The organism is Pseudarthrobacter sp. 05T312 (assembly GCF_056396685.1).
In genome coordinates, this window is sequence record NZ_JBFTLY010000015.1 from 17,914 (window position 1) to 35,456 (window position 17,543).

At 62.7% G+C, this 17,543-nt stretch carries 18 protein-coding genes; 8 read left to right on the plus strand and 10 right to left on the minus strand.

The genetic code is table 11. The features are described from left to right. Positions 1-47 precede the first annotated feature (47 nt). Together AC1DIP_RS16485 and AC1DIP_RS16490 are read right to left on the minus strand one after the other, a co-directional pair. Positions 48-806: a DUF6994 family protein gene (locus tag AC1DIP_RS16485; protein WP_476209760.1), complete on the minus strand. Its 759-nt coding sequence runs from the start codon at positions 804-806 to the stop codon at positions 48-50. Positions 807-817: 11 nt separating this feature from the next. Next, positions 818-1,585, minus strand: coding sequence for a VWA domain-containing protein (locus AC1DIP_RS16490; protein WP_476209758.1), 768 nt, complete (start codon positions 1,583-1,585; stop codon positions 818-820). Between the two features lie 416 nt (positions 1,586-2,001). On the opposite strand from AC1DIP_RS16490, the gene AC1DIP_RS16495 reads away from it, so the two are divergent. From AC1DIP_RS16495 to AC1DIP_RS16525, 7 genes are all read left to right on the plus strand, one after another. Further along, positions 2,002-3,099, plus strand: coding sequence for a DUF475 domain-containing protein (locus tag AC1DIP_RS16495; protein ID WP_476209756.1), 1,098 nt, complete (start codon positions 2,002-2,004; stop codon positions 3,097-3,099). Between the two features lie 23 nt (positions 3,100-3,122). Continuing rightward, positions 3,123-3,713, plus strand: a complete 591-nt coding sequence (locus tag AC1DIP_RS16500) for a TerD family protein (protein WP_476209754.1) — start codon at positions 3,123-3,125, stop codon at positions 3,711-3,713. 27 nt (positions 3,714-3,740) lie between these two features. Further along, the gene (locus AC1DIP_RS16505; RefSeq protein WP_255174704.1) at positions 3,741-4,322 is read left to right on the plus strand and encodes a TerD family protein; all 582 of its coding nucleotides are present in this window, start codon (positions 3,741-3,743) and stop codon (positions 4,320-4,322) included. A 102-nt stretch (positions 4,323-4,424) separates the two neighbouring features. Continuing rightward, positions 4,425-5,618 carry a toxic anion resistance protein gene (locus AC1DIP_RS16510; protein WP_476209751.1) on the plus strand — a complete coding sequence of 398 codons (1,194 nt, stop codon included), beginning with the start codon at positions 4,425-4,427 and terminating at the stop codon, positions 5,616-5,618. A 30-nt stretch (positions 5,619-5,648) separates the two neighbouring features. Further along, positions 5,649-6,158 (plus strand): hypothetical protein, encoded by a 510-nt coding sequence (locus AC1DIP_RS16515; protein WP_477734372.1) that lies wholly within the window; start codon positions 5,649-5,651, stop codon positions 6,156-6,158. Beyond that, the gene (locus AC1DIP_RS16520) at positions 6,159-6,710 is read left to right on the plus strand and encodes a TerD family protein (RefSeq protein ID WP_476209747.1); all 552 of its coding nucleotides are present in this window, start codon (positions 6,159-6,161) and stop codon (positions 6,708-6,710) included. A gap of 901 nt (positions 6,711-7,611) precedes the next feature. Further along, positions 7,612-8,361: an NAD(P)H-binding protein gene (locus AC1DIP_RS16525; RefSeq protein ID WP_476209745.1), complete on the plus strand. Its 750-nt coding sequence runs from the start codon at positions 7,612-7,614 to the stop codon at positions 8,359-8,361. 19 nt (positions 8,362-8,380) lie between these two features. Here the strand turns inward: AC1DIP_RS16525 and AC1DIP_RS16530 are convergent, their stop codons facing one another. Genes AC1DIP_RS16530 through AC1DIP_RS16560 form a run of 7 tightly spaced genes read right to left on the minus strand, consistent with a single transcriptional unit; the run spans position 8,381 to position 14,738 of the window. After that, a complete protein-coding gene (locus tag AC1DIP_RS16530) occupies positions 8,381-9,481 on the minus strand; it encodes an oxidoreductase (RefSeq protein ID WP_159632689.1) in 1,101 nt (366 codons plus the stop codon). Then, positions 9,478-9,813 (minus strand): hypothetical protein, encoded by a 336-nt coding sequence (locus AC1DIP_RS16535; protein ID WP_477734373.1) that lies wholly within the window; start codon positions 9,811-9,813, stop codon positions 9,478-9,480. Before AC1DIP_RS16535 ends, AC1DIP_RS16530 begins: the two co-directional genes overlap by 4 nt. Before the next feature lie 41 nt (positions 9,814-9,854). After that, positions 9,855-10,616, minus strand: a complete 762-nt coding sequence (locus AC1DIP_RS16540; RefSeq protein ID WP_477734374.1) for an SDR family NAD(P)-dependent oxidoreductase — start codon at positions 10,614-10,616, stop codon at positions 9,855-9,857. Between the two features lie 28 nt (positions 10,617-10,644). After that, positions 10,645-11,412, minus strand: a complete 768-nt coding sequence (locus tag AC1DIP_RS16545; RefSeq protein WP_477734375.1) for an SDR family NAD(P)-dependent oxidoreductase — start codon at positions 11,410-11,412, stop codon at positions 10,645-10,647. Continuing rightward, positions 11,399-12,790 (minus strand): MFS transporter, encoded by a 1,392-nt coding sequence (locus tag AC1DIP_RS16550; protein ID WP_477734376.1) that lies wholly within the window; start codon positions 12,788-12,790, stop codon positions 11,399-11,401. The genes AC1DIP_RS16545 and AC1DIP_RS16550 overlap by 14 nt, the downstream gene beginning before the upstream one ends. Next, positions 12,787-13,674, minus strand: coding sequence for a polysaccharide deacetylase family protein (locus AC1DIP_RS16555; RefSeq protein WP_477734377.1), 888 nt, complete (start codon positions 13,672-13,674; stop codon positions 12,787-12,789). Before AC1DIP_RS16555 ends, AC1DIP_RS16550 begins: the two co-directional genes overlap by 4 nt. Positions 13,675-13,718: 44 nt before the next feature. Continuing rightward, positions 13,719-14,738, minus strand: a complete 1,020-nt coding sequence (locus AC1DIP_RS16560) for an asparaginase (RefSeq protein ID WP_477734378.1) — start codon at positions 14,736-14,738, stop codon at positions 13,719-13,721. A 267-nt stretch (positions 14,739-15,005) separates the two neighbouring features. Between AC1DIP_RS16560 and AC1DIP_RS16565 the strand changes: the two genes are divergently transcribed. After that, positions 15,006-16,061, plus strand: a complete 1,056-nt coding sequence (locus tag AC1DIP_RS16565) for a LacI family DNA-binding transcriptional regulator (protein WP_477734379.1) — start codon at positions 15,006-15,008, stop codon at positions 16,059-16,061. On the opposite strand, the gene AC1DIP_RS16570 is transcribed toward AC1DIP_RS16565, so the two are convergent. Continuing rightward, the gene (locus AC1DIP_RS16570) at positions 16,058-17,503 is read right to left on the minus strand and encodes a PucR family transcriptional regulator (protein ID WP_477734380.1); all 1,446 of its coding nucleotides are present in this window, start codon (positions 17,501-17,503) and stop codon (positions 16,058-16,060) included. The genes AC1DIP_RS16565 and AC1DIP_RS16570 overlap by 4 nt on opposite strands. Between the last annotated feature and the right edge of the window lie 40 nt (positions 17,504-17,543).

The window sequence follows — 17,543 nt, forward strand, 5'->3', positions numbered from 1 at the left end:
TTTCCGGAGACACGAAATCGGCCAGTCGCAGTAGCCGGACGGGAACGCTATTCGCAGACCTCAATTTGAGGGCAGTTTTCGGTGACCCATTTGGCCATCCGGCGTCCGCGCCCTGCGATGAAATTCAGCGAGGCCTCCCGGTACGTGACATATTCCGCCGTTGTCGCCGGAGTTCCTGGTCGCCTGAAGTTGTCGAACGGAAGGAAGAACTCGACCTCGTCGAAGCCAGGAGTAACCAGGTCCTGGAAATGGAAGAACTCCACAAACTCCTGAAACCCGTCGAAAAGTTCGAAAAAATCAGCGTAGGCAGCGATGACATCTGCGAGCGGGCTGTCCGACTCCCCCGCGTAGTGACGCCGAATGCATTCAAGGGTGAGGTCGATGCGGTCAGCGATGCGCGGGCGCAACCCCCGTGCCGTGTTCATCGTGGGAAGGTCCCTCGACCTGACAGGCCAAATCATCGCACTGCCGATGCTGTACTCCGGGTGCAGATAACGAGACTTCTGTTCCGAGTCCAGACCGGCGACAGCGCTAACCAGAGCCTTCGGACGTAGCCAGGTGCTGTAGGAGTTCGTGATGGCGTCGCTGCCGTACCAGTGGCTGACCCCGGAAGGATCGGTAAAGATTAGGTAGCCGTTCCGACGCACGGACGGTGCTATCGGGGCGAACAGGATGCCGGAGTTCAACTTCTTCGTCCACAGCAGCTGATGATGCATCCGGAGGCTAGGGCTATCCCTGTCGGCGTCCGGCTTGGTCTTCGCTGGCTTGTCGGATTTGTAGTCGAAGGAAGTGTCAAAGTGACCCATACTGGGAGTCCTCATCTAAGCAGCCGCTTGGCACGTGCTTCATCGAGCCACTCCGGGAACTCTTGCAACATCTTCTTGAACAGCAGGCTGTCGCTGATTGCATCAACGTCTCCGATGGGCTCGTAGTTGGCGTTATCCACGAAGCGTTGCTTCATGTCATCCAGTTTTTCGAGGAATGCGATCGACCTCCTGCCAATTGACAGGAACTTCCAAAAGATCGGTGCCGTGGAAACTTCCGTCAGGGCCTGGATGGCAGCATCCTTGCTGTCTGGGGCACCATCTGTCAGGAACAGCGCGAAGACAGGGATGTCGGAAGGTGAAGCTGTTGGGTTTCCTACCGCGGCCGGTCCTTTGAGCAGACCGAACAAACCCCTTTTCGGAAGGGGCTGGGGCGCGAAACCAAAATGCTCCCTGACAGTGAGGAACGCATGCGCGTAGTTGGTACTACCCATGCTCCGACCGCGGGTGAGGCGGTCAACCGAACCAGGAAAATCACCGATGCTGATCTCACCCAAGTAGGAGGCCTTGGTGTCGAAAACGAAGAAATCGATGGCCCCGTCGTCGTCGAACTGTGTGGCCAAGGCCAGCACTTTTTCTACCAGGCGTTGCATGGCACCGGACCTGTAAACCGCTGCCATTGAGCCCGAGAAGTCGAGAACTACCGCAACCTTTGCTTTCTGCCCGTTGAGACCGGAGGTATCGACAGCTTCATACGCTGTCTTAGCCAGAGAAAGAAGACCGGGCGCCTCGGTGCTGATTTTTTCGAGGGAAAGGGCCATGACAAATCCTTTTTTTGATTCGGAAACACCGCTGCGGTCATTCCCGGCATGATCAAAGCTTTATGAGTGGATGCAACCGGAATCTATCTCATCCGTGCAAGTAGCCAACTCAAGATGCACGTTCGTTCCCGGCAGCACGATTTGACATTACACGCTAAATATTCTCGTGGTCGCCCCAAACACAAATTTTTTTCGGCAACAGCGAGACTTAGTAAGTAGCCTGATATTGATCCTCAAGTTTCCATCAAGGACCACCAAAGATTGTCCCAGTTCTAACAAAGGAAGCGGAAATCAGCATGACTGGGAAGCGAACCGTTGGCTACGATCGTGATTCAAGTCGGGGGGACTTACTCACTCCCGTAAGTCCGTGGTCATTTCGCTAACGAATAGACCCACAAATGGGGAGTTAGACAACCTTGCTGGTACGTACTTTTGGATGGTCATTTGGGGTGACCGCAACCGCCTTGGTTGTAGCCTTCGTTTATGGAGGTCCCCACGCTCTTGTTCTCTGCCTGATCCTCGGCATTCTGGAAATCAGCCTTAGCTTCGACAACGCCGTCGTAAATGCACGGATTCTTGAGCGGATGAATCCTTTTTGGCAGCGGATGTTCCTGACCGTAGGTATCGTGATTGCAGTCTTCGGTATGCGGGTGCTTTTCCCTCTTCTGATTGTCGGTGTCACAGCGCACCTGAATCCCGTTGAAGCCGTAAACCTCGCCCTCCAGAAGGGTGATCCGCAGACGCCCGGCACTTACGGGTACCTGCTGCATGAGGCACACCCTCAAATCGCGGCTTTCGGAGGCCTGTTCCTGCTGATGATCTTCCTTGATTTCATTTTCGAGGAGCGGGACCTGAAATGGATCAAGGTGCTGGAAGTCCCCCTGGCGCGGTTCGGCAAGCTGGAGGGGGCATCGATGGTCACAGCACTGGCCGTCCTCACCATCGCCGGCTTCCTTGCTGGAGACAAACAAGGAATCGTGCTGCTGGCGGGACTTCTCGGCATCATCACCTACATGCTCGTGAACGGGCTTGGCAATCTCTTCGACGTCGACGAGGACGAAGCTGAGGATGCGTCAGCAGCGGCCCGGCCGCGTGGCGTCGCGGGACGGGTCGCCGGCAAGGCAGCGCTGATGCTCTTCCTATACCTCGAGGTCATCGACGCTTCCTTCTCCTTCGATGGCGTTATCGGTGCTTTTGCCATAACGGCCGACCCCGTAATCATTGCCCTCGGGCTGGGGCTCATCGGAGCAATGTTCGTGCGCTCGCTGACTGTGTACCTAGTCCGGGAAGGAACCTTGGACGAGTTTGAATTCCTGGATCATGGTGCGCACTGGGCAATCGGCGCCTTGGCCATCATTCTGATGGTTACCATTACCGCCCCGGTCAATGAAGTGATCACAGGTCTAATTGGGGTCGTCTTTATCGGAGCGGCTTTTGCCGGCTCGGTCCTTCGGAATCGAAAGGTCCCGACATCCGATTCCGCACCCGAAACACTTTCATCCACATCTGTTTAGAAGGAAATGACAGGAGTACAACAATGGGGTTGAGCTTGCAAAAGGGGCAGACACTGTCGCTCATCAAGCAAAATGGCGAGTCCCTAACTCATATCCGCCTTGGGCTTGGATGGGACGCGGCAGCACCTGCCAAACGCGGCTTTTTCGGTCGATCTAAAACCACGGAAATCGATTTGGACGCTTCAGCAATCCTTTACGACGCCGACAGGAAACCACTGGACGTGGTCTACTTCCAGCAACTCAAGAGCAAAGATGGCTCCATACAGCACACTGGGGACAACCTGACGGGTGAAGGCGAAGGAGACGACGAATCCATTCTCGTGAATCTTCCCGCGGTATCTCCGACTGTCCAACACATCGTGTTCGTCATTACCAGCTACAGTCAGCAGACCTTCGACATGATCCAGAATGCCTTCTGCAGGGTCATCGACGATTCGGTTGCCGGCAGCCCGGAAGTGGCTCACTACCGGCTCAACGAGTCTGGCCACTTCACCGCCATGGTCATGGCTAAAGTTTCCCGCTCCCAGGGCGCATGGGTTTTTCAGGCCATCGGTAGCCCAGCCAATGGCAAGACAGCATTCGACGTCGTTCGGCCCGCAGCCGCAACGCTTTAGTATCCGGAACAGATTAAGGAGACAAAATTGGCAACTCTGACCCTGAGTAAAGGAAGCAACCTCTCGCTAACCAAGGCCGACCCGCAGCTTCGCCGCGCAATGATCGGCCTCGGGTGGGACCCACGGACCACTGCTGGGGAGCAATTCGACCTGGACGCGTCGGCATTGCTGGTCACCGCGAGCGGGAAAGTCCGCTCAAACGATGACTTCATCTTCTACAACCAGCTGTCCTCAAAGGACGGCTCCGTTGTCCATCAAGGCGATAACCGCACCGGCGAGGGAGAAGGCGACGACGAGCAGATACTGATCGACCTGAGCCTGGTACCAGCCGAGATCGAAAAGATTGTCATCGTTGTGTCGATTGACCAAGCGGACGTTCGCCGCCAGAACTTTGGCCAGGTCCGGGACGCATTCTGCCGTGTGGTCAACGAGGACACGAATAGCGAGATCGTCCGCTACGACCTGACCGAGGATGCCGCAGCCGAGACGTGCATGATTTTTGCCGAGCTGTACCGCAACAGCGGCGATTGGAAGTTCAGGGCCGTGGGCCAGGGCTACGCCACAGGCCTTCGTGGAATCGCAACAGATTTCGGCATCGGTCTGGACTGAGTTTCTTGGGTTCCCCGGCAGCCGCTGTGGCTGTCGGGGAGCCACAGCACGTCATCTTTCATAGGCCTCTCCTTCGGCTTCTTCAACTCACAAAGGATCATCATGAGTATTCAACTCACCCCGCCGGACGCCGCAGACGATGCCCTTCTTCTGAAGGCTCCGAAGGAACCGGAAATAGTCAGGGAAGACGCCGCCGCGGCCATGATCCCGGTCGCACCCGAGCGGCAGGCTGAGATCAACATTCAGGCGAAGGCATTCATCGCCGAAGTTGCTGCGCTAAATCCAGCCAGCCCCGAATACACCAGCAAGATCGACGGAATCGACCGCCTTGGCGGACAGCAATTGGTCGCTTCCGCCAACACGTCCAATCGGCTTTTGGAACGTTCATCAACGTCTGTGGCGGGTGCCAAGAAGACAGGCAACAGCGCCCAACTGTATGTGGCGACCACATTGGGTGAGTTGCGGAGCACCGTAGAGGATCTGACGCCGAACCGAGCTGACCTCAGCACAGGTCGCAAGATCCTTGGAATCCTCCCCGGCGGAAACAAGTTGGTTAAGTACTTTCAGAGGTACCAATCCTCCCAGCAGCAGATCAACAACATCACAAAGGCCCTGCTGGCCGGGCAAGATGAACTTCGAAAGGACAACGCAAGCCTCGCCCAGGAGAAAACCCTTCTGTGGGAGACGATGCAAGGCCTCAGTGAATATGCTGTGTTCGCAAAAGCGTTGGACGACGCAACAGTGGCGAAGCTAGAAACCATGAGGAACAACGGCCAGGTCGAGGACTCCGTCAAACTGGAGTCCGACGTACTCTTCCCGATTCGTCAGCGTCACCAGGACATCCTGACCCAGCTGGCAGTTTCCGTTCAGGCCTACCTGGCGATCGACATGATCCGCAAGAACAACGCAGAACTCATCAAGGGCGTCGAACGAGCCCGGACTACTACTCTGTCCGCACTTCGCACTGCCGTTATCGTTGCGGAGGCGCTGGCGAATCAAAAGCTCGTACTGGACCAAATTGATGCCCTGAATACAACGACTAACAATATGATCCTGAGAACCAGCGAGATGCTAAAGGAACAGACCGGCCGGATTCACCAGCAGGCCGCCAGCTCCGGAGTCAGCGTCGAGACCCTTCAGCGGGCTTTTGACAATGTCTTCCAGACGATCGACGCAATCGACACCTTCCGCTCGGAGGCAAACAAGAGCATGGAAGGAACCGTACGCGCTCTTGAGTCCGGCATCGAACGGGCCAAGCCTTACCTCGAACGCGTAAGGCAGCAAGAGGGGAACTGATGCTCCAGTCCAGCAATACCTATCTCCAAAATGGCTAGCAGGCTCTTCGGTTCACTGTTCGGCTTTGGCTCCGCACAGGACCCGAGGCCGGAACACTTGCTCATCAGCGACGAGAAAGAGGACGAGTTGAGTGCCGCCGAGGAGGCGCTCAACTCGTTGGCCACCGAGCTGCGGAGAAGCGGTGCTGAGTTACCAACTGTGGCTTACTCGCAATTTGCCCAGATCACAGATCTACTGCGTGCACTCGTCGAGCATGCCGGGAAGATCGGATCCACAGTTGAACAGCGAGTCCTCTTGGCCGCGATGTTGACTGATTACTTGCCCACCTCCATGCGAACGTATCTAACCCTTCCGACTTTCAGCCGGGCTCTGGATTCCTCCGAAACCGGACTGCTGCTTGAACAATTGGCAACGTTGCATGCGGCAGCCTCCACTCTTGAAAGTGAGATACGCAGCGGTTCCTCTACCGAATTAGCAATTCATGGCCGGTTCCTGCAAGATAAATTCGATATAGGCAGTCTGCTCCTGGAGGGTGATTAGATGGCCTCCATGGCTCCCGGCAGTAACGCAGCACTGACTGCAGAAAATCCAAACGTTCAAAAGGCGCTGGTCGGATTCGGGTGGTCGTTGGTCCCGAGCCGCGGCCCGCAGCCGGAACTCGTCCCACTTGCGATAATGTGCGGCCCCGACGGACGAGCCATTTCGGACGAACACCTTGTGTTTTTCAACCAGCTGTCGACGCCGGACGACGGCCTCCACTTCGTCGGTTCTGATGACGTTGAACAAATCGACGTTGACCTCCAAAAGGTACCCGAGCCGGTGAGAAAGATTGTCTTCATCGTCTACGTCGATCCAGAGGTTAGAGGGCTCGGGACATTTGCCGCCGTGAAGAGCGCGTATATTCGAGTCGCGGACCAGGAAAGCCGAGAACTCGTACGCTTTGATATTCCTTTGGCTGACCAATCACAGGTCCGGGCGATGTTGTTCGGTGAGCTCTATCGGCATGGAGGCGGCTGGAAATTTCGTGCCGTTGGGCAGGGCTACCTGAATGGGCTGTCGGGCCTCGCGACGGACTTCAAAGTGACTCTTTAGCATGGCACCTCCGTCGAGGGCTCCTCGCCCGGACATCACCTACATCACTCGGCGCAAGCGGCGCATGCCGTCTGTACCGGCTGCAGGGACGAACCAAACTACTGCGCCAAGACCTGACAACAATATGGTTAGTCGCTCCTCTCTTCATTTGGAGAGGGAACCGCAGGGTGAACCGACAACCGAAGCCTCAAAGCATGCCGGCCAACCTCCCAAAACCCTGGCTTCTCGGCTGTTTTCTGCACCTGCCATCGAGGAAGTCGGCCATCTCTCGGCGAAAAACCCGGTGGTGCGGCTCAATTCACGCCAGTCCGGCATCGGAACGCTTCAGGTAGCTGGTGCAGGTGCCGTGGCCTGGGAAGACAATGACCTGATAACTGGCGCTGAGACTCTCCGCGGAGCTATTGTCGGGAGCCGTCTCGAAACAGCAGGAAACCGGCCCTTGGCTGGGTTCCATGGGGGCTCCGTAGCCATCGCCCTACGCCACGTTAGGCATCTCAGGCGTATCCTCGTCATACCTGCGGAGGGGCCCCTGGTTGTCACGACATTTGGAGGGTCCGGCATCGCAGTCCATCCCCTCAGCTCGACCGGACAACGAGGCCTCTTGTACATCTCGCAGATAGACGGCCTGCTTGAGCTACGCGCGGAGTACACGGCACACGAGAACCACGACGACATTTGGGCGGAGTTCGGTTTCCAGATGACGCTGCCAGTGTCCGCACCTGCAGGTGCCGGAGGCTACCCGCCAGGGCGCGGTACCTATTAGGGCGCATGGACGCCGACCTGCGCAGGTTATCTGCATGCACCTAGCCAAGCATCCTGCGCCGAGCTCTCCCCGCGAAGCCAAACGGGCCGCTTCCTAATCCCCGATCTTTTGTCGTAGGTCCGGCTTAGGATTTCTTCCATGAGGATTGCCGTTGCAGGGGGAACCGGTACAGTGGGCCGCCACGTTGTGGCCATCGCCAGGGAGCGTGGGCACCACGTGGTCAGCCTCAGCCGCGCGGAGGGCGTGGACCTGGTCAACGGGCGCGGCCTGGATCAGGCACTCCAAAATGTCGAGACCGTCATCGATGTCTCCGGCATCCAGGCCATGTCCACCAAGAAAGCCGTGGATTACTTCACCAACGCCACCCAGAACCTGCTGGCGGCCGGGAAGAAAGCTGGCGTAACGCACCATGTGGCGCTGTCCATTGTGGGCATCGACAAAGCCAATTCAGGACTGTACGCCGGGAAGCTGGTGCAGGAGGACGAAGTCAGGCACGGCGGCATTCCCTGGACCCTCCTCCGGTCCACCCAGTTCCACGAGTTCGTACCGATGTCCATCAAGACCGCATCAGTGGGCCCGCTGGTCTTCGTTCCCACGATGATTACACAGCCGGTGGCGGCAAAGGAGGTGGCCGCGGCCCTGGTGGACGCTGCCGAGGCCGGCCCGCAGGGACGCCTTCCGGACCTCGGCGGCCCGCGGACCGAACAGCTGAAAAGCCTGGTCGCGGCCTACCTCGCCAAGACGCAGCAGAAGAAACGAATCGTTCCGCTGCCCCTTCCCGGCCCCATGGGCAAGGCCATGCGCAACGGCTCCCTGATCCCGGCGCCGGGATCCGCCGTCGGACGCCAAACGTTTCTGGAGTGGCTCGACGCCATCGACGGCGCCTAAGAGCCGGCGCTCCCCCGGCCTACCCGTCCTCCAACTCCCAGTCCTTGACGTCCGCCAAAGGAGCGAAGACGGCGGGGTCGAGCTCCCCGAATTCCAGGTTGTTGCGGACAAGGTGCGGCCAGTTCCGGTTGGCCAAGGCCCCCTTGCCCAACGCCACAACGTCCGCTGAACCGTCCGCCAGCATGGACACCGCGGTATCCGGATCGTCGAGCTTGCCGTTGGCGATCACCGGCACCCCGGAGTACCGCTTGGCCAGCCCAGCCAGGGTCTCCTCCGCATCCGCGAACGCCGGCTCGGCGGCCCGGTACTCAGTGGTGTGGACAAAATCGATCCCCGTGGCGCCCAGGGTGCCGAAAATGACCTCCGCTTCCGCCACTCCCCCGCTCCACTTGTGCTCGGTGTCGCTGACCTTGGACTGGGAGACGCGGATCCCCACCGTCATGCCCGGGCCAACCGCCTCGCGGACGTCGTGGCAGATTTCAGCGGCAAGCCGCACCCTGTTTTCCGCTGACCCGCCGTAGCGGTCGTCGCGCTGGTTCAGGTAGTCCGTGAGGAACTGGTCCAGCAGGTAACCGTTGGCACCGTGGATCTCCACGCCGTCGAACCCGGCCTGCTGCGCCCGCAGCGCCGCCGTGACGAACCCGTCCCGGACCTCTTTCATCTGGGACAATGTGATCGCGGAAGGAACAGGATACGGACCTTCGCCGCGGTAAAACCCCAGCTGCTCCCCCTTCGGTGCCACCGCCGATGGCCCCACCGAGGAAGTCACATACCGGTTCCCCTGGCTCTGCGCCCCCGCATGCATCAGCTGCGCGAAGATCTTCGAGCCCGCCGCGTGCACGCCGTCCACCACGTCCGCCCAGGACCGGGCCTGCTCCTCCGTGGCGATGCCCGGCTGGAAGTGGTAGCCCTGGCTGTGGGCGGTGTCCGGGTAGATGCCTTCCGTGATCAGCAGCCCGAAACCCCCGCGGGCGAACGTCCGGTAGTAGGACGCCATCCTCTCCGTGGCATGCCCGTCCTCGGTGGCGCTGATCCGCGTCATGGGAGCCAACGCCACCCGGTTCTCAAGCTCGGTGGTACCGATCCGGATGGGTGACCAGAGCGGGGTGTATTCAGTCATGCAGAATCTCCTTGTGTTTGGGGTACGGCAGCAGCCCGGGCCGCCCGGGCGGGCAGGCCCGCGTTGGCCGGGTCCGCCGCGTACGCCTGCCGGCGCCTTCGCAGCCGGTCCAGAACGGACGCGTCGGTGAAACAGCCGAGCACGGCGCTCCACAGTTCTTCGACGGTCTGGCACTGTTTGGAGGCCCCGGCGGGGCCGGTCATCAGCCAGCCGTCCTTAAGTGCGGTGACTTTCGGGGCGCCCGGGAGGCCGGTGCAGACGGCGTTGACCGTGGCTGCCACGATCAGGTGTTGCCGCATGGTCCGCACCGGTCCCAGGGCAGGGTCCGCCACGGTGGTCCTTCCGCAGGCACCGCACATGTTGTTCCCTTTCCTTACGGCATCACGTCGCCGGAGTTAGGCCCCAGCGTCTGTCCGACGAACAGGTTTCCGCCGGGGTCGCTGGCGAGCAGGACGGCGGCGGGGGCGACTTCCGCCGGCGTCCCGAAGCGGCCCAGCGGAAGCTCGGCGCGCTTTGCGGCTTTCCAGCTTTCCGAGATGCCCTCCACCAGCGGCGTCTCGATGGGGCCCGGGGCGATGCAATTGACCAGCACGTTGTCCGCCGCCGTTTCCAGGGCAAGTGCTTTGGAAAGGCCCACGACGCCGGCTTTGGCCGCACTGTAATGCGTCAGCCCAACACCGCCCTTGATGGCCAGCTGGGAGGCGATGTTGATGATGCGGCCCCACTTGCGCTGCCGCATCTCCCCCACCACCTCCCGGCAGCACAGGAACACGCCGGTCAGGTCCACCGTGAGGGTCTCGTTCCACATGGCCAGGGACATGTCCTCCAGCGGCGACTCCGTCAGCAGGCCCGCACTGTTGACCAGGACGTCGATGCCGCCCAGCGTCTCGCGGGCCTCGGAGAAGGCCGCCCGCACGCTGGCTTCATCAGCCACGTCCACGCGGATGGCACCGTCCCCGCCGGCGCGGTCCAGCACCGCCACCCGGTCCCCGTTGGCCAGGAAGGCCTCGGCGATGGCTTTCCCGATCCCGCTGGAACCGCCGGTGACCACCACCCGGCGGCCGTCCCGGGCGCGGCCGTTCCCGGCTTGGGTGTTCCCGGGGCCCTGGTCAGCGGCTTGGGTCGATGTGTTCATGGTGTCTTTTCCTTCTTCAGGTGGGCTGTCAGGCGCGCATCTTCACGGTGAGGCCGCCGTCAACCACCAGCGCCTGCCCTGTGATGTACCGGGAGTCATCGGAGGTGAGGAACCCGATCACGCTGGCCACTTCCTCCGGTTTGCCCACCCGGCCCCAGGGGATGTCGTTCCCGGCCCGCTTCAGGCCCTCGGGCCCCAGCGAGTTCACCGGGTCCAGGGACTGCGGGGTTTCGATGAGGCCCGGGATCACGGCGTTGGCGCGGATCTGCCGCGGGCCGAGCTCCACGGCCACGCTGCGGACCAGGCCAAGCACGCCTGCCTTTGCGGCGGCATAGTGGGCGTGTTCCTCCCACCCGTACACCCCGCCGGCGATGGACGAGACCGCAACCAGTGCGCCGCCGTCGGTCATTCTCTCTGCCCCGGCACGCAGCGTGCGCAGCACGCCGGTGAGGTCCACGTTGAGCATGTCGTGCCAGCGCTCGTCCGTCATCTCCCCCAGCGGGGAATTCCGGAGAATCCCGGCGTTGGCGATGGCGTAGTCCAGCCGGCCGTACTCGTCCACGGCCCGCTGGGCCAGGGCATCCACGGAGGCGGTGGTGCGGACATCCACTTCATGGATCACCGCCTCGCCCCCGGCCTCCTTGACCAGCCGGAGGGTTTCCTCCGGATCGTGGGGGTCACCCGGGAAGGTGCCGATGACGGACACCACCCCCTGGCGGGCGTAGTGCACGGCGAGGGCACGGCCGATGCCGCTGGCGGCACCGGTGATGATGGCGGCTTTGTTAGGCGACGTCATGGGGGTGGTCCTCCATCAGGGCTTCAGCAGGGGGCTTGGCGGCGATCATCAGGAGCCCGGAGACCAGGGTGCCCAGGGCACCGACCCACAGGGCTGCAGTGCCGGTGCCGGCACCGGCGGCAATGGCCGTGAAGATGGCGCCGCCGATGATGGTTCCGGGCTGGCTCATGGCGCCGATGAACGCGGTTCCGGTGGCCCGGCAGCTGACCGGGTAGCACTCGGCCATGAAGTACTGGATGGCGGCGTACGGGCCCACCAGGAAGAACAGGCCGGCGCCGTAGGTCAGGATGATCATGAACGGGCTGGTGGCGATCGGGCTGAGCATGATGGAGAAGGAGATGCCGGAGAGGATCCAGCCGCCGATGATGGTGCGCTTCCGGCCGATCTTGTCACCGAGCCAGCCGTGGAAGACGTAGCCGAAGTAGGCAAGCAGGTTGATGACGATCAGCATCCAGAAGGCGTCCGAGAGTTCCACGCCCTTCGCGTTCTTCAGCACCGAGCTGCCCAGGACGCTGAAGATGGTGATGCCGAAGAAGTTCACAATCCAGGCGAGCGAGAAGACAAAGGTGTTCCGGCGCAGGTGCGGTTCCCAGATCCGCTTGAGCGGGGCCGCTGAGGAGTGCTCGACGCCGTAGGCGTGGGCGAGGGCGTGCGCGTCCTCCGGCTTTCCGTGCTTTTCGAGCTCTGTCAGCTTGTGGTGCAGTTCGAACTGGGGCGTTTCCTTGAGCTTGCGGGCGATGACCCACACGATGACGGCGGCCGGAATGGTGGCCATCAGGTACAGGGCGCGCCAGCCCAGGGAGGGCAGGAAGGCGAGGGCCAGTGCGCTGGCCAACAGGAACCCGAGCGGCCATCCGCCCTGGATGAAGGAGTAGTGGAACCCGGGGCGCTTGCGCTTATCGGCCACCTCCGTGACCTGGTAGACCTCGTTCATGTACGTCGCGTTCACGGCCTGCTCGGAGAATCCGAGGCCGCCGAAGGAACGGATCACCACCAGCATGGCATTGCTGAGGAACGGGATCCCCGTGGGGATCAGTGCCGTCAGGCCGGAGACGACGGCGGTCCCACCAATGGTGGTCATCATGCCTTTGCGCCGTCCCAGCCGGTCAATGACGGGGCCGATGCCGAAGCACACGATGGCGGTGCCAACGGCGATCCAGGTGTTGATGGCGTACGCCTCGGGGGCTGACCAGCCGAATTCCTGCTGCATCGCCGGCAGCAGGGTGCCGAACAGGCCGTAGTCGAAGACGGCCACGGTCCAGGCAAGCAGGGCAAGAACGGTAGCGGTGGTGGTGTGGCGCTTGGAAAAGACGGGGAAGCGGCGCTTCTCGTCCGGGCGGGGCTGCGTGAGGTCGACAGCCGGTTCTTGGATGGTCATGACTTGTCCTTACGGGGGCTGCGGGAAAGGAAGGAATCGGCGATCTGGTCGAAGGTGCACCAGCTGACGCCGTCATGGGAGTTGATGTGTTCGATCAGGCGCTCGAGCATGAGCAGCACCTGCGGGCGGCCGGAGACGTCCGGGTGGATGGTCATGGTGAAGACGGCCTGGTCCATTTCGCGGTAAACCCAGTCGAACTGGTCGCGCCACATCTCTTCGATGTCGCGGGGATTGACGAACCCGTGCGAGTTCGGCGAGGCCTTGATGAACATCATGGGAGGCAGGTCATCGAGGTACCAGTTGGCAGGGATCTCCACCAGGTCCGTTTCCTGCCCGCGCACCAGGGGCTCCATCCAGGTCTGGGCGTCCTTGGTGTAGTCGATCTTTTTCCACGAGTCGCCCACGCGGACGTAGTACGGCTCGAAGTCGCGGTGCATCAGGGAGTGGTCATACTTGATGCCCCGCTCAAGGAGAATCTCGTTGGTGACGGGCGAGAATTCCCACCACGGCGCAACGTAGCCGGTGGGCCTGCGGCCGGACACCTTTTCGATCAGTTCGATCGCGCGGTCAAGGATGGCTGTCTCCTGCTCCCGGGTCATGGCGATCGGGTTTTCGTGTGAATATCCGTGCACGCCGATCTCGTGCCCGGCATCCACGATCATCTGCGTCAGTTCGGGGAACGTTTCGATCGAGTGGCCCGGCACGAACCAGGTTGCCGGGAGATTGTATTTCTGGAACAAACGGATCAGCCGGGGTCCGCCGACTTCGCCGCTGAACAGGCCCCGGCTGATGTCGCACGGGGAGTCCTCGCCTCCATAGGAGCCGAGCATGCCCGCCACTGCGTCCACGTCCACGCCGAATGCGACTTGAATGTCCTTAGCCATGAGATTTTCCTTTCAATGTGTACAAACCGGGATGTTCTGGGGTGTCAGGCGGAAGGTTCAGGAGGCCTCCCCCGCTGCGTGAAGATGTCGGTGATCCGCGTCCGGTCGGGGTTGGTCCTGAGCAGGAGGCTGAGCAGGATCAACGATTGCGACGGCCGGAGGTGGCCTGAGCTGATGGCACCGGCCACGCGCAGGTCCTCGCCACCACCGCCGGCACCGTAGATCGGGACAACTGGACCCGCGTCCACGCGGGTGCTGGTGACCACCACGGCGCCGGACGCGACGGCGGCGGCGACCTCTGCGCAGAGGCTGGCATTTGCGTTGCCGCTTCCGGTTCCTTGCAGGACGATGCCTTCCGCTCCTGCTTCAAGGGCGGCATGCATCAGGGTGGCGTCGGCGCCGGGGTAGGCGGCAACGAGGTCCACCCGCGGGGAGCCGCCGCCCGGCTGGGGCAGGGGCAGGGCTTCGAGCCTGGTGCCGCCGCCGGCCAGGGCGACTTCTCCCTGGGCTGATACCTGGCCAAGTACCCCAAAATCGGGGTTTGCAAAGGCATCGAGCCGAAGAGTTTGGCTCTTCCGGACGCCGGCGGCGGGGAAGATCGTGCCCGCAAAGTGCACCATCACGCCCCTTCCCCGTCCCTCTTTCGAACCTGCGACGGCGATGGCCCGGGCCAGGTTGTCCGGCCCGTCAGGGGCGCCGGAGTCAGCCGCGCGTTGCGAGCCGGTGAAGACCACCGGCCGCTCGTCGCTGTGCGTCAGGTCGGCGAGGTACGCGGTCTCCTCCATGGTGTCCGTGCCGTGGGTTACCACCACGCCCAGGACGTTGGGGTCCATGAGGACCTCCTGGATGGTGGCGCAGATCCGAAGCATGTCGTCGAACGTCAGGAGGTAGGACCCCTTCTGGAAGACGTCCAGCACCCGCACGGGGTGGGAGACCCGCGAACCGAGGGCTTTGAACACCTGCTCGCCGGTATCGGAGGCGACCGCGCCGCCGGCCCGGGAAGAACGCGACGAGATGGTGCCTCCGGTAGCCAGCAGCACGACGTGGGAGTCGGTAACAGTCATTTCAGCTCCGGTGGTTTGCTGCGCAATCCGCAACCCAATCGATTGGGTAACTTTCCGCAGAACGGGCATTTGCGATGGAAACGAGGGGCGGCGCCGGGGGTGGAGGCGGCGGGGAACGTTTGGGTCGCGCACCTACCCAAACGTTTGGGTAGCGCTGATGAACGACTATAGGATGTGAAGCGGGTCACGTCAAGGGTTGCCTTGGCGCCCTTCCCGGCAGCGCGGGCGGACCTGGGCTACAGTGGCCCCGGTGGGCAGGAGAAGGACATGAAAGAAAAGGCCGACGGCGGCGGAACAGTCACGCTGAAGGATTTGGCTCGGGAGCTGGGCGTCCATCCGTCCACCGTCTCCAGGGTCCTGCACTCCGGTTCCGACGTGGCCAAGGGAGCGGCCTCGGCCGCCACCGCCGAGCGCGTCCGTGAGCTGGCCCGCAAGCTCGGCTACTCGCCCGATCCCCAGGCCGCCAGCCTCCGCACCCGCCGCACCAAACTGCTCGGCGTCATCGTCCCCCGCCTTTCGGACCTGGTCCTGGCCATCATGTACGAGGGTATCGACGAAGCCTCAGCCGAGGTGGGGTACTCCGCGTTCGTGATGAACTCGCGCGATAACCCGGACGAACAACGGCGCAAGATCGACCTCATGCTGGCCCGGCGGGTGGACGGCCTGATCATTGGCGACGCCCACCTTGACGGCGGCCTCCTGCAGGAACTGACCGACCGGAAGGTCCCGTTCGTGCTGATGAACCGCCGGGTGCCGGGCTACCCGTCCGCCACCTGCGACGACGTCGTCGGCGGCGAACTCGCGGCCAGCCACCTCTGGGAAATGGGCCACCGGCAGGTGGCAGTGATCGCAGGCGAGCCCTACGCAAGCACCGCCGTCGACCGCACCGCCGGCTTCCTGGACCGCTGGCGCTCCCTTGGCGGCACCATTTCCGACGACGACGTGGTGTGGTCCAAGTTCGATACCGCCGGCGGCCGGGAGGCCGGGGAAAAGATCCTCGCCAGCGGCAAGCCGCGCCCCACCGCCATCTTCGCGGTCAACGACTTCGCTGCCATCGGAGCGATGGGAGCCCTGCGCTCCCGCGGCCTCGCCGTAGGACAGGACGTGGCCGTGGTGGGCTACAACGACACCTCCCTGGCCGCCGAGCTTCCCATTCCACTGACCTCGGTCCACTCCCCGATGGCGGACATCGGACGGACGGCGGTGCAGCTCATCCAGGCCGTGCTCCGGGGCGAAAAGCCCGAAGCCGTACAGCTGGAACCCACCCTGTTCGTCCGCGAAAGCAGCGCCGCCAGGGCGCCCGCGGAAATGGCGGCCAACTAGGTTCCGGCGGCGACGATCCGCAGTGCCAGCAGGCAGGTTGCCCGCACTTCGCCGTCGTCCAGGTCCACCCGGAGAAGCTCCTCAATCTTGCGCAACCTGTACGTCAGGGTGTTGCGGTGGATGAAGAGCACCCTGCAGGTCTCGCGGGTATTCCCGCTGTACCGCAGGTACACCTCAAGCGTTTCGCGCAAGGCCGTACCGCCGTCGGACATCAACGGGGCCAGGAGCCGCCGGGACATGGCCACCAACCCGGCGCCGGGCAGGCCCTCCACTACGCCGGCCAGGTCGGCGACCGGCGCCTGATGGAGCCCCGGCTCGCCCACCCGGCGGCGGGCCAACTGGAGCACCAGCGGCAGTTCGTCCAGGTTCCCGCACCCGGAGACGACGGCGGACAGTTCCGGCCCGTCCTGGAAGGACTTTTGGACGGCGTCCATGAGCTCCATCCCCGCTTCCCCGCGCTGCACCAGCACCGTCGTCAGGCCGGCCTCCTCCATGAACCGCACGGTCCCGAATTCAGCCTGCAGGCCCACCCGCACCCGCCAGGCGATGGTCCGCAGCTTGGCCGGCGCAACCTCCCCCGCACCGCCGATCAGCACGACTCCCCACTCCCTGTCCGGCTCGAACCCGGCCTCCGCCGCGTAGCGCCGCAGGGCCGGCGCCGGAGTCCCCCGGGCCTCGTAGAGCGCCTCGATCAACCGGGCAGCTTCCCGCGAATGCAGGGGCGACCGGGACCCCAGGGTGTAGCTCAGCTGCATGGCAATCACCGCAGCCACCGGCCCCAGCAGCGGCTGCAGCACCAGGCTGCTCTTGATTCCCTCGATAGCCAGCCTGAACCGGAGGATTCCGCCGCTGGGCAGGCTCAGGATGGTCCGGGCCGTCCCGCCCCCGGCCGTACCTGCCGCCATGAGTTCAAACCCGTTGTGGTCCAGGACCGCCACCCGCGCCCGGATGGTGGTGGCCACCCGTTCCAGGACCTGCGCCAGCGAGTGGCCGCCCGCCGCCAGCCTGGTGCACTCATCCGCCAGGTCCCACCCCGCGCGCAGCTCGGCATAGCGTTCGGCGGCGATAAGTTGATCCACGTGCCGCATCACCTGGATGAACGGCACCTCCGGAGGCAGTTCAAGCAGCGGAAGGCCATGCGCTTCGCAGGCCTTCACCAGCCCCGGCGGCAGTTCCCGGTGCGCTGCGCCCAGGCCGAAGACCAGACCCGAGACGGGCACGGACATCAGCCGCTCCACGTAGGCATCCCAGATCCGGTAGTCCTTGACGTTCAGGCCCATCCCATTGGTCAGCAGCAGCGCGTTGACGCTGAGGAAGGGCGTGGGGTCCATGTGCTCCGTGGGGGCGCACCAGGCGATGGGCCGGGCCAGGCGTCCCGGACTTCCCGGCACGGCAAGGCGGATGTTCAGCGCGGAATCCGCGGCGAGATCGGCAACACGCATGGCAGGCCCTCCTGGTTAGTGCAAAAAGCATAATCCGCGT

Coding starts and splice junctions, on each gene's coding strand:
- AC1DIP_RS16555 (WP_477734377.1), bottom strand. CDS start 13,674: ATGGCTAAGGACATTCAAGTCGCATTCGGCGTGGACGTGGACGCAGTG.
- AC1DIP_RS16565 (WP_477734379.1), top strand. CDS start 15,006: ATGAAAGAAAAGGCCGACGGCGGCGGAACAGTCACGCTGAAGGATTTG.
- AC1DIP_RS16485 (WP_476209760.1), bottom strand. CDS start 806: ATGGGTCACTTTGACACTTCCTTCGACTACAAATCCGACAAGCCAGCG.
- AC1DIP_RS16570 (WP_477734380.1), bottom strand. CDS start 17,503: ATGCGTGTTGCCGATCTCGCCGCGGATTCCGCGCTGAACATCCGCCTT.
- AC1DIP_RS16540 (WP_477734374.1), bottom strand. CDS start 10,616: ATGAACACATCGACCCAAGCCGCTGACCAGGGCCCCGGGAACACCCAA.
- AC1DIP_RS16520 (WP_476209747.1), top strand. CDS start 6,159: ATGGCCTCCATGGCTCCCGGCAGTAACGCAGCACTGACTGCAGAAAAT.
- AC1DIP_RS16490 (WP_476209758.1), bottom strand. CDS start 1,585: ATGGCCCTTTCCCTCGAAAAAATCAGCACCGAGGCGCCCGGTCTTCTT.
- AC1DIP_RS16560 (WP_477734378.1), bottom strand. CDS start 14,738: ATGACTGTTACCGACTCCCACGTCGTGCTGCTGGCTACCGGAGGCACC.
- AC1DIP_RS16515 (WP_477734372.1), top strand. CDS start 5,649: ATGGCTAGCAGGCTCTTCGGTTCACTGTTCGGCTTTGGCTCCGCACAG.
- AC1DIP_RS16545 (WP_477734375.1), bottom strand. CDS start 11,412: ATGACGTCGCCTAACAAAGCCGCCATCATCACCGGTGCCGCCAGCGGC.
- AC1DIP_RS16530 (WP_159632689.1), bottom strand. CDS start 9,481: ATGACTGAATACACCCCGCTCTGGTCACCCATCCGGATCGGTACCACC.
- AC1DIP_RS16550 (WP_477734376.1), bottom strand. CDS start 12,790: ATGACCATCCAAGAACCGGCTGTCGACCTCACGCAGCCCCGCCCGGAC.
- AC1DIP_RS16510 (WP_476209751.1), top strand. CDS start 4,425: ATGAGTATTCAACTCACCCCGCCGGACGCCGCAGACGATGCCCTTCTT.
- AC1DIP_RS16525 (WP_476209745.1), top strand. CDS start 7,612: ATGAGGATTGCCGTTGCAGGGGGAACCGGTACAGTGGGCCGCCACGTT.
- AC1DIP_RS16500 (WP_476209754.1), top strand. CDS start 3,123: ATGGGGTTGAGCTTGCAAAAGGGGCAGACACTGTCGCTCATCAAGCAA.